8 protein-coding genes are annotated in these 15,316 nt (G+C 63.3%); 2 read left to right on the forward strand and 6 right to left on the reverse strand.

The features are described 5' to 3' along the window. Positions 1 to 80: 80 nt before the first annotated feature. From fusA to rpoB, 5 genes are all read right to left on the reverse strand, one after another. Positions 81 to 2,195, reverse strand: a complete 2,115-nt coding sequence (gene fusA, locus QK287_RS07790) for an elongation factor G (protein WP_226774758.1) — start codon at positions 2,193 to 2,195, stop codon at positions 81 to 83. Positions 2,196 to 2,264: 69 nt separating this feature from the next. After that, positions 2,265 to 2,735, reverse strand: coding sequence for a 30S ribosomal protein S7 (gene rpsG / locus QK287_RS07795; protein WP_011692813.1), 471 nt, complete (start codon positions 2,733 to 2,735; stop codon positions 2,265 to 2,267). Position 2,736: 1 nt separating this feature from the next. Beyond that, positions 2,737 to 3,111 carry a 30S ribosomal protein S12 gene (gene rpsL, locus QK287_RS07800; RefSeq protein WP_011692814.1) on the reverse strand — a complete coding sequence of 125 codons (375 nt, stop codon included), beginning with the start codon at positions 3,109 to 3,111 and terminating at the stop codon, positions 2,737 to 2,739. A 395-nt stretch (positions 3,112 to 3,506) separates the two neighbouring features. Further along, positions 3,507 to 7,406: a DNA-directed RNA polymerase subunit beta' gene (locus tag QK287_RS07805; RefSeq protein WP_226774759.1), complete on the reverse strand. Its 3,900-nt coding sequence runs from the start codon at positions 7,404 to 7,406 to the stop codon at positions 3,507 to 3,509. Positions 7,407 to 7,507: 101 nt separating this feature from the next. Beyond that, positions 7,508 to 11,026 carry a DNA-directed RNA polymerase subunit beta gene (gene rpoB, locus QK287_RS07810; RefSeq protein WP_282359754.1) on the reverse strand — a complete coding sequence of 1,173 codons (3,519 nt, stop codon included), beginning with the start codon at positions 11,024 to 11,026 and terminating at the stop codon, positions 7,508 to 7,510. A 391-nt stretch (positions 11,027 to 11,417) separates the two neighbouring features. Here rpoB and QK287_RS07815 point away from each other — a divergent pair, with 391 nt between their 5' ends. Next, positions 11,418 to 12,617 carry an acetyl-CoA C-acetyltransferase gene (locus QK287_RS07815; protein ID WP_282359755.1) on the forward strand — a complete coding sequence of 400 codons (1,200 nt, stop codon included), beginning with the start codon at positions 11,418 to 11,420 and terminating at the stop codon, positions 12,615 to 12,617. Between the two features lie 20 nt (positions 12,618 to 12,637). Continuing rightward, complete coding sequence (locus QK287_RS07820; protein WP_282359756.1) at positions 12,638 to 13,171, forward strand: YbaK/EbsC family protein; 534 nt, start codon at positions 12,638 to 12,640, stop codon at positions 13,169 to 13,171. 103 nt (positions 13,172 to 13,274) lie between these two features. On the opposite strand, the gene QK287_RS07825 is transcribed toward QK287_RS07820, so the two are convergent. Further along, the gene (locus QK287_RS07825; RefSeq protein WP_282359757.1) at positions 13,275 to 15,107 is read right to left on the reverse strand and encodes a 5'-nucleotidase C-terminal domain-containing protein; all 1,833 of its coding nucleotides are present in this window, start codon (positions 15,105 to 15,107) and stop codon (positions 13,275 to 13,277) included. Between the last annotated feature and the right edge of the window lie 209 nt (positions 15,108 to 15,316).

Consider the following 15,316-nt stretch of genomic DNA (forward strand, 5'->3'; position numbering starts at 1 on the left):
ACCGAAGCCGGCCACCTGCACCAGGTGAATTTCCGGAACCGGAAACGCACCCGAGTTTGTTGCTGCGGAAGCCTTGGAGGCTACTCGCCGCGGTTCTTCTGGATGATCTCGTCGGCGACTGCCTTCGGGACCTCGGCGTAGCTGTTGAACGTCATGGAGTACACAGCACGGCCCTGGGTCTTCGAGCGCAGGTCACCGATGTAGCCGAACATGCCGGACAGCGGGACGTGCGCACGGATGACCTTAACACCCTGTGCGTCTTCCATGGACTGCATCTGGCCGCGGCGGGAGTTGAGGTCACCGATAACTTCACCCATGTATTCCTCAGGGGTGCGGACCTCGACATCCATCAGCGGTTCGAGCAGAACGGGGTTCGCCTTGCGTGCAGCTTCCTTGAAAGCCATCCGCCCGGCGATCTTGAACGCCATTTCCGAGGAGTCAACGTCGTGGTACGCGCCGTCAATCAGCGTGGCCTTGATGCCGACAACCGGGTAGCCGGCCAGGACGCCGTCGTTCAGCGCAGACTGGATGCCAGCGTCAACCGAGGGAATGTATTCGCGCGGAATGCGGCCGCCGGTGACCTTGTTCGAGAACTCGTACATCTCGCCCTCGGACGTGTCCAGCGGCTCGATCGCAATCTGGATCTTAGCGAACTGGCCCGAACCACCGGTCTGCTTCTTGTGTGTGTAGTCGTGACGCTCCACAGCACGCTTGATGGTTTCGCGGTAAGCGACCTGGGGCTTGCCCACGTTCGCCTCGACCTTGAATTCGCGGCGCATGCGGTCCACCAGGATATCCAGGTGGAGTTCGCCCATGCCGGCGATGATGGTCTGGCCCGTGTCCTCGTTGAGGGAGACCTGGAAGGTCGGGTCCTCAGCGGAGAGCTTCTGGATGGCCGTGGAAAGCTTCTCCTGGTCGCCCTTGGTGTTCGGCTCGATCGCAACAGAGATCACGGGCTCCGGGAAGCTCATGGACTCCAGGACGATCTGGTTCGAAGAGTCACACAGGGTGTCGCCCGTGGTGGTGTCCTTCAGACCGATCGCTGCGTAGATGTGGCCGGCGGTAGCGCCCTCAACGGGCATTTCCTTGTTGGCGTGCATCTGGAACAGCTTGCCGATGCGCTCCTTCTTGCCCTTGGTGGAGTTGACCACCTGGGAGCCTGCCTCCACGTGACCGGAGTACACGCGGATGAATGTGAGCTGACCGAAGAACGGGTGCGTTGCGATCTTGAACGCCAGAGCCGAGAACGGCTCCTCGGAAGACGGCTTGCGCGTCAGTTCCTTCTCTTCGTCGCGGGGATCGTGACCGATCATCGGCGGGACGTCGAGCGGGTTCGGCAGGTAGTCCACCACGGCATCGAGCATCGGCTGGACGCCGCGGTTCTTGAACGCGGAGCCGCAGAAGACCGGGTACAGCTCGGAGTTGATCGTCATCTTTCGGATGCCGGCCTTGAGTTCATCGGTGGTGATTTCTTCACCTTCGAGGTACTTCTCCATCAGCTCTTCGGAGGACTCCGCTACGGTCTCAACGAGCGTTGCGCGGTACTCCTCGGCCTTTTCCTGGAGGTCCGCCGGGATCTCGCGGATCTCGTACTTGGCACCCATGGTGACGTCACCCTTGGAGTCGCCGGGCCACACCAGTGCGCGCATGTAGAGCAGGTCGACGACGCCGACGAAGTCGTTCTCGGCGCCGATCGGCAGCTGCATAACCAGCGGCTTGGCGCCGAGGCGGCTGATGATGGTATCTACGGTGAAGTAGAAATCAGCACCGAGCTTGTCCATCTTGTTGACGAAGCAGATGCGCGGGACGTTGTACTTGTCCGCCTGGCGCCAGACAGTCTCAGACTGCGGCTCCACACCTTCCTTGCCATCGAACACGGCAACGGCACCGTCGAGGACGCGCAAGGAGCGCTCCACCTCAACAGTGAAGTCAACGTGCCCGGGGGTGTCAATGATGTTGATCTGGTTGTTCTCCCAGAAGCAGGTCACGGCGGCAGACGTGATGGTAATGCCGCGTTCCTTTTCCTGTTCCATCCAGTCAGTCGTCGAAGCGCCGTCGTGCGTTTCGCCGATTTTGTGGTTCACACCTGTGTAAAACAGGATGCGCTCGGTAGTAGTGGTCTTGCCGGCATCAATGTGGGCCATAATGCCGATATTGCGGACCTTGCTAAGGTCAGTAAGCACGTCCTGTGCCACGGTGTCTCCCTTTCGGATGGACTGCACGTCCGCCGCCGGCTCGGTTGAGCCGGCGGCGTCCGGGAAGTATTACCAGCGGTAGTGTGCGAAGGCCTTGTTGGACTCGGCCATCTTGTGGGTGTCTTCGCGGCGCTTCACAGCGGCACCGAGACCGTTGGAGGCATCCAGAATTTCGTTCTGGAGGCGCTCGGTCATCGTCTTCTCGCGGCGGGCCTTGGAGTACCCAACCAGCCAGCGCAGGGCGAGGGCGGTGGAGCGGCCCGGCTTGACCTCAACCGGAACCTGGTAGGTAGCGCCACCGACGCGGCGGGAGCGGACCTCGAGGGAAGGCTTGACGTTCTCCATGGCCTTCTTGAGGGCTGCAACCGGGTCGCCGCCGGACTTGGCACGAGCACCTTCGAGTGCACCGTAAACGATACGCTCGGCGGTGGACTTCTTGCCGTCAACGAGCACCTTGTTGATCAACTGGGTGACCAGCGGGGAGCCGTAAACGGGATCTAGAACTAGCGGCCGCTTGGGGGCCGGACCCTTGCGAGGCATATTACTTCTTCTCCATCTTTGCGCCGTAGCGGCTACGAGCCTGCTTACGGTTCTTGACACCCTGGGTATCGAGGGCACCACGGACGATCTTGTAGCGGACACCCGGAAGGTCCTTAACGCGACCACCACGGACGAGCACAATGGAGTGCTCCTGCAGGTTGTGGCCCACGCCGGGGATGTAGGCGGTAACTTCAACGCCACCGTTGAGGCGGACACGTGCAACCTTACGCAGAGCCGAGTTCGGCTTCTTCGGGGTTGTTGTGTAGACGCGGGTGCAAACACCGCGGCGCATCGGGCTGCCGTTAAGCGCGGGGGCCTTGGTCTTCTTGACCTTAGGCGTGCGGCCCTTGCGGACCAGCTGGTTAATCGTAGGCACTCTCGTGTTCTCCGTTTTATCCGGAGCGGCCGTTGGCGGCCGCTCTCTTGTCGCTGCGCCCCGCCGCTCGAGCTTTGAAGTTCTCTCCAGAGCAGCTGAGGCGAAGCCTTAATAGTCGGGCCGCACGCCGGGATCCGCGGACTAATGTCCGCCCTTGCCCCTAGGCATGCGAAAATGTGGCATACGTTGCACAAGAACCCTGCAAACCGGAAACGTCGTCCTGGCCCAGCCTTTCAGCTGTAACCGGCGCACTCATCCACTGCCACAATAACAATTAGTTTCAAGTCTAACACGGCCCGCTGCCAGCCCTTAATCGAACCCAGCAAACGCAAAGGCCCCGCCTCCGCTCCGCTGTTAGGCGGAGCGGTGACGGGGCCCGACGTCGACCTGGCGGCTTAGCGGAAGTCGCTGCCCAGGTCGTAGTCATCCAGCGGGATGGCGTGGAACTCAGGAGCTCCGTCGCCGCCCAGGGAATCGTAGGAGAAGTCACTGAACGCGCTGGGGCCGGTAAACAGATTGGCCTTTGCTTCTTCAGTGGGCTCCACCGTGACCTCGGTGTAGCGCGGGAGACCCGTGCCGGCCGGGATGAGCTTACCGATGATGACGTTTTCCTTCAGGCCGAGCAGCGGATCGCTCTTGCCTTCCATGGCCGCCTGCGTCAGGACGCGGGTGGTTTCCTGGAAGGAAGCTGCGGACAGCCAGGACTCGGTCGCCAGGGACGCCTTGGTGATGCCCATCAGCTCGGGACGGCCGGAAGCCGGCGTCTTGCCCTCGGACACAACACGGCGGTTGGCATCTTCGAAGCGGCTGCGCTCGGCGAGCTCGCCGGGCAGCAGATCCGATTCGCCGGACTCGATGACAGTGACGCGGCGCAGCATCTGGCGGACGATAACCTCGACGTGCTTGTCGTGGATACCGATGCCCTGGCTGCGGTACACACCCTGGACTTCGTCCACCAGGAACTTCTGCGCGGCCCGGGGGCCCATGATGCGCAGAACCTGCTTGGGGTCGACCGGACCGTTGATGAGCTTCTGGCCGACGCTGACGTGATCGCCGTCTTCGATGAGAAGACGTGAACGGCGCAGCACCGGGTAAGCGATCTCTTCGGATCCGTCATCCGGGGTGATGACCAGGCGCATCTGGCGCTCGGACTCTTCGATGGTGATCCGGCCGGCTGCTTCAGCAATCGGCGCGACACCCTTCGGAGTACGGGCTTCAAAGAGCTCCTGGATACGGGGCAGACCCTGGGTGATGTCGTCGCCGCCGCTGGAGGAGACAGCACCACCGGTGTGGAACGTACGCATCGTCAGCTGGGTACCCGGCTCACCGATGGACTGTGCGGCGATGATGCCCACGGCCTCTCCGATGTCGACGGTCTTACCAGTGGCGAGCGAACGGCCGTAGCACAGGGCGCAGGTGCCGACGCTGGACTCACAGGTGAGTACGGAGCGGACCTTGACCTCGGTGATGCCGGCGGCGAACAGTTCGGCAATAACAACGTCGCCGCAGTCGGTGCCGCCCGCTGCCAGAACCTTGCCCTTGGAGTCAACGACATCCACGGCCAGGGTCCGGGCGTACGCGCTGTTCTCAACGTTCTCGTCCAGGACCAGCTCACCGTTGGCGTCAGCCACGGCAATGGCGGTCATCAGGCCGCGCTCGGTGCCGCAGTCTTCTTCCCGAACGATAACGTCCTGCGAGACGTCCACCAGACGGCGGGTCAGGTAACCCGAGTTGGCGGTACGCAGTGCGGTATCGGCCAGACCCTTACGGGCACCGTGCGTGGCGATGAAGTATTCCAGCACCGACAGGCCCTCGCGGTAGGAGGACTTGATCGGACGCGGGATGATCTCGCCCTTAGGGTTAGCCACCAGGCCACGGATACCCGCGATCTGGCGAACCTGCATCCAGTTACCACGTGCGCCCGAGGAGACCATGCGGTTGATGGTGTTCATCGGCGACAGGCTGTCACGCATCGCCTGGGCGATTTCGTTGGTTGCCTTGTTCCAGATCTCGATCAGTTCCTGGCGACGCTCGTCGTCGTCGATCAGGCCCTTGTCGTACTGTCCCTGGATCTTGGCAGCCATGGTCTCGTAACCGGCGAGGATCCGCGGCTTGTCCTTGGGTACCTCGATGTCGGAGATGGCGACGGTAACGCCGGACCGGGTGGCCCAGTAGAAACCGGCATCCTTCAGGTTGTCCAGCGTTGCCGCCGTGATCACCTTCGGGTAGCGCTCTGCGAGATCGTTGACGATCGTGGACAGTTCGCCCTTGTCCGCAACGTTCTCCACCCACGGGTAGTCCGCGGGCAGGGTCTCGTTGAAGAGGACCTGGCCCAGGGAGGTCTGGACGAGCACGGTCTGACCCGGCTCGTAGCCTTCCGGAGCTTCCCAGCCGGCGTAAGGGACAAAGCCCTCCAGCCGGATCTTGACCTGGGAGTTCAGGTGCAGCTCGTGCAGGTCGTACGCCATGATGGCTTCCGACACCGAGGAGAAGATCCGGCCTTCGCCAGCTGAACCGACACGCTTGGTGGTCAGGTGGTAGAGACCGATGATCATATCCTGCGACGGCAGGGTCACCGGGCGGCCGTCGGACGGCTTCAGGATGTTGTTCGAGGACAGCATCAGGATCCGGGCTTCCGCCTGGGCTTCGGGGCTCAGCGGCAGGTGCACTGCCATCTGGTCGCCGTCGAAGTCGGCGTTGAAGGCGCCACAAACCAGCGGGTGAAGCTGGATTGCCTTGCCTTCAACAAGCTGCGGTTCGAACGCCTGGATGCCGAGACGGTGCAGGGTGGGTGCACGGTTCAGCAGCACGGGGTGCTCGGTGATGATCTCTTCGAGGACGTCCCAGACCTGCGGGCGGTAACGCTCAACCATCCGCTTGGCCGACTTGATGTTCTGCGCGTGGTTGAGGTCAACCAGGCGCTTCATCACGAACGGCTTGAAGAGCTCCAGCGCCATCTGCTTCGGCAGACCACACTGGTGCAGCTTCAGCTGCGGGCCGACGACGATGACCGAACGGCCGGAGTAGTCAACGCGCTTGCCGAGGAGGTTCTGGCGGAACCGGCCCTGCTTGCCCTTGAGCATGTCGGACAGTGACTTCAGCGGACGGTTGCCCGGTCCGGTGACCGGACGGCCGCGGCGGCCGTTGTCGAAGAGGCTGTCAACGGCTTCCTGAAGCATCCGCTTCTCGTTGTTGACGATGATCTCCGGAGCGCCGAGGTCAAGCAGGCGCTTGAGCCGGTTGTTGCGGTTGATCACGCGGCGGTAGAGGTCGTTGAGGTCGGAGGTCGCGAAGCGGCCGCCGTCCAGCTGGACCATCGGGCGCAGTTCCGGCGGGATCACCGGGACCGCGTCCAGCACCATGCCGAGCGGGCTGTTGTTGGTCGTCAGGAAGGCGTTGACCACCTTGAGCCGCTTCAGGGCTCGGGTCTTGCGCTGGCCCTTGCCGTTGGCGATGATGTCCCGGAGCATGTCCGACTCGGCCTGCATGTCGAAGTTCTCAAGACGCTTCTTGATCGCCTCGGCACCCATGGAGCCTTCGAAGTACATGCCGTAGCGGTCACGCAGTTCGCGGTACAGGCCTTCGTCACCTTCGAGGTCGGCGACCTTGAGGTTCTTGAACCGGTCCCAGACCTGCTCGAGGCGCTCGATTTCAGCATCCGCGCGCTTGCGGACGTTAGCCATCTGGCGGTCGGCGGAGTCGCGGGCCTTCTTCTTGTCGGCAGCCTTGGCGCCTTCGCCTTCGAGACGGGCAAGCTCGTTCTCGAGGTCGCGGGCGATCGTGGCGATGTCGGAGTCGCGGTTGTCGATCAGCTGCTTCTTCTCGATATCGTGCTCAACCTGGAGGTTGGGCAGTTCTTCGTGGCGGCTGTCGGCGTCGACGCTCGTGATCATGTAGGCGGCGAAGTAAATGACCTTTTCGAGGTCCTTCGGTGCCAGGTCAAGGAGGTAGCCCAGACGGGACGGAACACCCTTGAAGTACCAGATGTGCGTGACCGGGGCGGCCAGCTCGATGTGGCCCATACGCTCACGGCGCACCTTGGCGCGGGTGACTTCAACGCCACACCGCTCGCAGATGATGCCCTTGAAGCGCACGCGCTTGTACTTACCGCAGTAGCACTCCCAGTCGCGGGACGGGCCGAAGATCTTCTCGCAGAAGAGGCCGTCCTTCTCAGGCTTGAGCGTGCGGTAATTGATGGTTTCCGGCTTCTTAACCTCGCCGTAAGACCAGCCACGGATGTCTTCCGCGGTGGCGAGGCCGATCTGCATGAGGCCGAAGGAGGATTCGCTGGACATATGGTCCCTGTTCTCTCTTGTTCTCTAAATTCTGAAGTCTTGGGTTACGGGAAGAGGGAGGTGCCGACGGCGGATGGGGACCACCCGCCGTCGGACGCCTGCTAAACCTCTTCTACGGAACTGGGCTCTGCACGAGACAGATCGATGCCCAGTTCTTCCGCAGCCGTGAAGACTGCGTCATCAGAGTCACGCATTTCAATTGTGGTTCCGTCCGTGGAAAGAACTTCCACGTTCAGGCACAGCGACTGCATTTCCTTGATCAAGACCTTGAAGGACTCAGGAACGCCCGGCTCGGGGATGTTCTCGCCCTTGACGATGGCTTCGTAGACCTTCACACGACCGTGGATATCATCCGACTTGATCGTGAGAAGTTCCTGAAGCGTGTAAGCGGCACCGTAAGCTTCGAGCGCCCACACTTCCATTTCACCGAAGCGCTGGCCACCGAACTGTGCCTTACCACCCAGCGGCTGCTGCGTGATCATGGAGTACGGGCCGGTGGAGCGCGCGTGGATCTTGTCGTCCACCAGGTGGTGGAGTTTCAGGATGTACATGTAGCCGACCGAGATCGGATCCGGGAACGGCTCGCCGGAGCGGCCGTCGAAGAGGCGGGTTTTGCCTGAGGAGTTGATCAGGCGGACGCCGTCGCGGGTGACGTTGGTGGAGTCGAGGAGACCGGTGATTTCCTCTTCCCGCGCACCATCGAAGACCGGCGTAGCGACAGTGGTCTGGCCACTCTCGCGCGGCAGGTTCGGCAGCTGCTTGACCCACTCGGGCTCGCCCTCGATCTTCCAGCCGGTCTTGGCAACCCAGCCGAGGTGCGTTTCCAGCACCTGGCCGACGTTCATACGGCCCGGAACACCCAGCGGGTTCAGGACAATATCAACGGGGGTACCGTCGGCAAGGAAGGGCATGTCCTCGATCGGAAGGATCTTGGAGATAACACCCTTGTTGCCGTGACGGCCGGCAAGCTTGTCGCCGTCGGTGATCTTGCGCTTGGCAGCGACGTACACCCGGACCAGCTGGTTGACGCCCGGGGGCAGCTCGTCGTCGTTGTCGCGGTCGAAGACGCGGACACCGATGACGGTGCCCGACTCACCGTGCGGAACCTTCAGGGAGGTGTCACGCACTTCGCGGGACTTCTCACCGAAGATGGCGCGCAGCAGGCGCTCTTCCGGGGTCAGCTCGGTCTCGCCCTTCGGGGTGACCTTTCCGACCAGGATGTCGCCTGCTTCAACCTCGGCACCGATGTGGATGATGCCGCGCTCGTCCAGGCCTGCGAGGACTTCCTCGGACACGTTGGGGATGTCACGGGTGATTTCCTCGGCACCAAGCTTGGTGTCGCGGGCGTCGATCTCGTGCTCCTCGATGTGGATGGAGGAAAGAACGTCCTCAGCCACGATCCGCTGGGACAGGATGATGGCATCCTCGAAGTTGTGGCCTTCCCATGACATAAATGCCACGAGCAGGTTCTTACCGAGGGCCAGTTCGCCCTGGTCCGTTGCCGGGCCGTCAGCGATGATGCCGCCGACTTCCAGGCGCTGGCCTTCGTTCACCAGAACGCGGTTGTTGTAGCAGTTGCCCTGGTTGGAGCGGGCGAACTTGTTGATGCGGTAGTTGGTTTCCGTACCGTCGTCGTTCAACACGATGACCAGCTCAGCGGAGACCTCGGTCACCACACCTGCCTTCTTCGCGATGGTGACGTCACCGGCGTCGACGGCTGCGGCACGCTCCATGCCGGTGCCGACGAACGGCGCCTCGGAACGGACCAGCGGCACGGCCTGGCGCTGCATGTTGGCACCCATAAGTGCGCGGTTGGCATCGTCATGCTCGAGGAACGGGATCAGGGCGGTAGCCACTGACACCATCTGGCGCGGGGAGACGTCCATGAACTCGACCTCGGCGGCGGGAACCAGCACGGGCTCGCCTCCACCACCACGGGCACGCACGAGGACGGTATCCTCGGCGAACTTCTTGTTCTGATCGAGCGGAGCGTTGGCCTGTGCAATCAGGACTTCAGCTTCGTCATCGGCCGTGAGGTACTCGACCTCGTCGGAGACGACCCCTTCAGCCACGAGGCGGTACGGGGTTTCGATGAATCCGAACGGGTTGATCCGCCCGTAGGACGCCAGCGAACCGATCAGGCCGATGTTCGGGCCTTCAGGAGTTTCGATGGGGCACATACGTCCGTAGTGGGACGGGTGAACGTCTCGGACTTCCATGCCTGCACGGTCACGGGACAGACCGCCCGGGCCGAGTGCGGACAGGCGGCGCTTGTGGGTCAGACCCGAGAGCGGGTTGTTCTGGTCCATAAACTGGGACAGCTGGGAGGTTCCGAAGAACTCCTTGATCGCTGCCACAACGGGACGGATGTTGATCAGGGTCTGCGGCGTGATGGCCTCGACGTCCTGGGTCGTCATCCGTTCGCGGACAACGCGCTCCATCCGGGACAGGCCGGTGCGGACCTGGTTCTCGATGAGCTCGCCGACGGCGCGGATACGGCGGTTGCCGAAGTGGTCGATGTCATCGATCTCCACACGGAGCTCGTGGTCCTGGCCGTCGCGCTTACCCGTGAGGGTCTTCTCACCGGCGTGCAGGGCAACGAGGAACTTGATCATGGCGACGATGTCTTCAACGTGCAGCACTGAGGCTTCCTTGTCACCAAGGGAGCGGTCGATGCCGAGCTTGCGGTTGATCTTGTAGCGGCCAACCTTGGCCAGATCGTAGCGCTTGGAGTTGAAGTACAGGTTGTCCAGCAGGGACTGGGCAGCCTCGACCGTGGGCGGCTCGCCCGGTCGCAGCTTCCGGTAGATGTCCAGCAAGGCATCTTCGCGGGTTTCGGTGGCGTCCTTCTCCAGCGTTGCGCGCATGGAGTCGTACTGGCCGAACTCTTCGAGGATCTGGCCTTCGGTCCAGCCGAGGGCCTTCAGCAGCACCGTGACGGACTGCTTGCGCTTACGGTCGAGGCGAACGCCGACCTGGTCGCGCTTGTCGATTTCGAGTTCAAACCAGGCGCCGCGGGACGGGATGATCTTCGCGGTGAAGATGTCCTTGTCGCTGGTCTTGTCGGCGGTGCGCTCAAAGTAGGCGCCCGGGGAACGGACCAGCTGCGAGACAACAACACGCTCGGTGCCGTTGACGACGAAGGTGCCCTTCTCGGTCATCAGCGGGAAGTCACCCATGAACACGGTCTGCTGCTTGATTTCGCCCGTGTTGTTGTTCATGAATTCGGCCTTGACATACAGCGGAGCCGAGTACGTTGCGTCCCGGTCCTTGCATTCAGCCATGGTGTACTTCGGATCAGCGAACTCCGGCTCCGAGAAGCTCAGGGACATGGTGCCCTGGAAATCCTCGATCGGGGAGATCTCTTCAAAGATGTCCGACAAACCCGAGGAGGAGGCGACGCTGAGGTCGCCTTCTTCGACGGCTTTGGCGACGCGTGCCTGCCAGCGTTCGTTTCCGACCAGCCAGTCAAAGCTGTCCGTCTGCAGGGCAAGCAGGTTCGGAACGTCAAGAGGTTCGTGAATCTTTGCGAATGAGAGCCGGCGGGTTGCACCGTCGGTACTGTCGGCATTGATAGCGGTTGCAGCGTTGTTTACATTAGAGGTGCTCGAGGCGACCAAGAGGGATCCTTCCACAGACCTTCAGGCGTTTTCAGATCTCCCCCGCTATGCACCCTGCGGAGTGACTCCGCAGTGCTACCAGTCCGGTTCCGCTATATGACCCGGGACCCGCGCTGGCCATGGTGGTGCACGTTGTAGACGGCACAATGATGGCGCAGCTGCCAGGCTAAGCCCACCGCTATATGAAGGCTGAAGGTAAACAGGGAAGACGCAAATATCTACGATACGGCAAAGCAACCTACTTGTCTACCCCACTTCGCCCGCGATTGCAAGCACTGGACCCGGCTCCCGGCTGGGGTGTCCACCCCCTGTGCCACAGGCCGCCGGATGGCCCCGTGACTGGGGTCACGATAGCCTTGCTGTACAACGTTCACGATTGGAAGAGACAACCATGAGCCACTCTGCAGACAACAATGATGTTGTCATCCTCGCCGCCGCCCGCACCCCCCAGGGGCGCCTCAACGGCCAGCTCGCAAGTTTCACGGCCGTAGAACTCGGCGCACACGCCATCCGGGCGGCCCTGGCCGCCAGCGGTGTAAAGGCCGAGCAGGTGGACTCTGTCATCATGGGACAGGTGCTGCAGGCCGGCGCGGGCCAGAACCCTGCACGGCAGAGCGCCATCGCGGCCGGACTCGGCTGGAACGTTCCCAGTGTGACCATCAACAAGGTCTGCCTGTCCGGGCTAACTGCCGTCATCGACGCGGCCCGAATGATCCGCAGCGGCGACGCCGCCGTTGTTATAGCCGGCGGCCAGGAGTCGATGTCCCGCGCGCCGCACATCCTCCCCGGTTCCCGGCAGGGCTGGACCTACGGGTCCATCCAGGCCCTGGATGTTGCAGCGCACGACGGCCTGACCGACGCTTTCGACGGGCAATCCATGGGCCTGTCCACCGAGACCAAGAACCTTTCGCTGGGCATTGACCGCAGCTCCCAGGACGAAGTGGCGGCAGCGTCCCACCAGCGCGCCGCGCGGGCCGCCAAGGACGGTGTGTTCGACGGCGAAATCGCCCCCATCAGCGTCAAGCAGCGCAAAGGCGAGCCGATTGTCCTGGCCTCGGACGAGGGGATCCGGCCGGACACAACTGTCGGCTCACTGGCGGGCCTGCGGGCGGCGTTCGTCACCGACGGCACCATCACGGCGGGCAATTCCTCCCCCCTGTCCGACGGCGCCTCCGCCCTCGTGCTCTCCTCACGGAAGTTTGCCGAAGAGAACGGCCTTGAGTACCTGGCCGTCGTCGGCAAGCCCGGGCAGGTGGCCGGCCCGGACAACTCGCTGCACTCCCAGCCCGCCAACGCGATTGCCAGCGCGCTGCAGAAAGCCGGCTGGTCTGCCGCGGACCTGGACTTCATCGAGATCAACGAGGCTTTCGGTTCGGTGGCCGTGCAGTCGCTCAAGGACCTCGGCTACCCGCTGGCGCAGTGCAACATCCACGGCGGCGCGATCGCCCTGGGCCACCCGATCGGCGCCTCCGGCGCCCGGCTGGCCCTGCATGCGGCGCACGAGCTGAAGCGGAGAGGCAGCGGCAAGGCTGCCGTGTCGCTGTGCGGCGGCGGAGGCCAGGGCGAAGCGCTCCTGCTGTTCCGCGACTGAGTTTGGTCAATGAGCCCACCATGAACGATCCAGGCGCGGCGGCGGACGCTCGTGGCGGCACCGGCCGGGAGCGGTTCCTGGCGGACGCCGCCGCCCGTGGCCTCAGCATCCGTCTGGTGGAACGCCAAGCCGCGAAAAGCCTCGAGGAGGCGGCCGATATCCTCGGAATTCAGCCCGCGGATATCGTGAAGTCCCTTGTGGTCAAACACAAGGACGGCAGCTTCCTCTTTGCGCTCATCCCGGGCGACCGGCAGATTTCCTGGCCCAAGCTGCGCGCGCTGCTTGGTGTCAACAAACTGTCCCTTCCCAGTGCGGAGGTCGCCCTTGGCGCCACCGGCTACGAACGCGGCACGATCACCCCGCTGGGAAGTACCAGGCCATGGCCGGTCTATGTGGACCGCAGCATCACCGGGCGCAGGATTGCCCTGGGCGCGGGCGAGCATGGCTACAGCGCGTTTGTGGACGCCGATGCCTTCGCCGCCGCCCTCGACGCCGTGGTCGCGGACATCTCCGAATTGAACGAACAGCATGCCGCGGCGCGGCACGGCGCGTGACGGCACGTGCCGGCGCGGGCCGTCACGCGCCGGCACGTGCCGGCACGTGCCGGCGCGGGATCTAGCCTGTCCGGGTTAAATCGTCCGGGTTAACCCGGGCCGGCTAGGCGGTGACGGTGAGTGCCGCGCCGTTGACGGTCAGCCGCCAGTTGTCCTGGCTGAACACCGAAACGTCCAGGGTGCCGTGATCCACAACGTAGTCGATAATCCGCTGCCGGATCTCCTGCTGGCTGTTGGAGAGTACCGGAGCCGCCATGACTGCCGGGAAGTTGCCGCCGCCGCTTTGCCGGTAGTTGTTGATGGCCAGCGCGAATTCCTGGTCCCGCCGAAGGACCTCGCCACCGTAGCGCAGCCCGGTGATCCGCTCCCCCACCGGTTTGGCAAGGTCGATCTCGTAGTTCAGTGCTGCGTCAAGACCGTAGACAACGTCGTAGTTGTAGTCCGGCGTCCCGCCCGGCGCCATCGCGGTGGCAGCGTTGGTAACGTCGGCGGCGCGTGCCGGGCTGCTGAACACCGGCTTGAAGTACCGCGCGGACCACTCCAGATAGTCCCGGACCTGAGCCCCGGTGACCTTGACGGAGAGCAGCGTGTTGTCGAAGATGTACAGCCCGGCAACGTCCCGGATGGTCAGCGGCCCGGCTTTGACGTCCACCGAGCGGGAGAAGGCCGCAGCGATGGAGAGCACCGGCAACCCGGCGGACGGGCCGCCGGCCAGCTCGGCCTTGATGGTGCTGGCCTGGACATAGTTGATGGCATCGATGGCCGCCGAGTCCTCCCAGCAAGCGGTGGCGGTGTTCAGCGGCGCCGTGGACGTGCCGATGACTTCGTTGACATACTTTACAGTCGCCTCGTGCCCTGCCTGGACGGCGCGCACAACGGCGGGATCGGCATCGACCGTCTTGGCGTCCAGCAAGTGCGAGTGGGCGGCGGTGACCGTCCACCGGCCTTTGTCCTTGGCCACTTCCAAATCCATTACAGCCACGCGCATGCCCCACTTCAGCGGCTCCGTCAGCAGTACCTGCCTTCCGGTGGCCTTGTTGGTGACAAAACGTTCCGGGATTTCCAGGTGCGCGTGCCCGACCAGGATAGCGTCGATGCCGGGGACCTCTTCGGCCAACTGCGTGGAGGCGTTCTCCGGGAACGGCAGCGCATCGCCGTAGGACGACCCCGGGGTTGCGCCCGAGTGGCTGGTGACGATAACGACGTCGGCTCCGGCTGCCTTGAGCTGCGGGATAACCGTCCTGGCTTCCTCCACGATGCCGTTGAAATCCAGTTTTCCCTGGACGTTGTCGCGGTCCCAGAGGGCGCAGCCGGGGGTGACAAAGCCAACCAGGCCCACGGTCAGCCAGCCGTTGTTCGTCTTCACGCGTTTGAGTACGTAGGGTGTAAAAGCGCGTTTGCCGGTAGTGGCGTCGTGGACGTTGGCGCCAAGCAGCGGGAAGTTCAGCTGGCTTTCCCAGGTCCGCAGCAGCGGGATGCCGTAGTTGAACTCGTGGTTTCCCAGGCCAACGGCGTCGTAACCCACCGCGTTCATGGCCAAGGCCATGGGATGGGTGACCGTCGCCGAGATGGGGCTGATCTTGGCGAAATAGTAGGCCAGGGGTGTGCCCTGGATGGTGTCGCCCGCGTCGATGGTAAGCGTGTTCGACGCTCCCCGTTCGTCCCGCATCGCCTTGATCAGGGTGGCCGCCTGCGCGATGCCGATCTTGTTCCCTGCGGTATCCGCATAGGGGACGTTCTTGAAGTAATCCCAGTTGAACACGTTGTTGTGCAGATCGGTGGTGCCAAGCACCGTCAGGTTGAACGTCTTCCGGCCCGCTGCGGGGGCTGCCTGGGCGGCCGGGGCTCCGGACAGGGCCGCAGCCGCCGCGCTGCCGCCCACCAGGGCTGCAGTCAGCATGGTCCGGCGCGAAAGCGAGTGATGGGGATCGGTCATTGTGGGGACTCCTCAGCGTTGGCGGCCTGTTGGCACAAAGCCACAGTCTAGGCGCGCATTCACCCGCGAGAACAGGGATTCCACAAACTCTTTGGGAAGTTCACCTGCCGTTGATGTCCGCCCGGAACGCAGGAAACCCCGCACACCGGGGTGCGCGGGGTTTCCCGGAGCGGAACGGGAACACGAGGTTCCCGGCCAGGTCCTGAAGC

Source organism: Arthrobacter sp. AL05, from assembly GCF_029960715.1.
GTDB lineage: Bacteria > Actinomycetota > Actinomycetes > Actinomycetales > Micrococcaceae > Arthrobacter.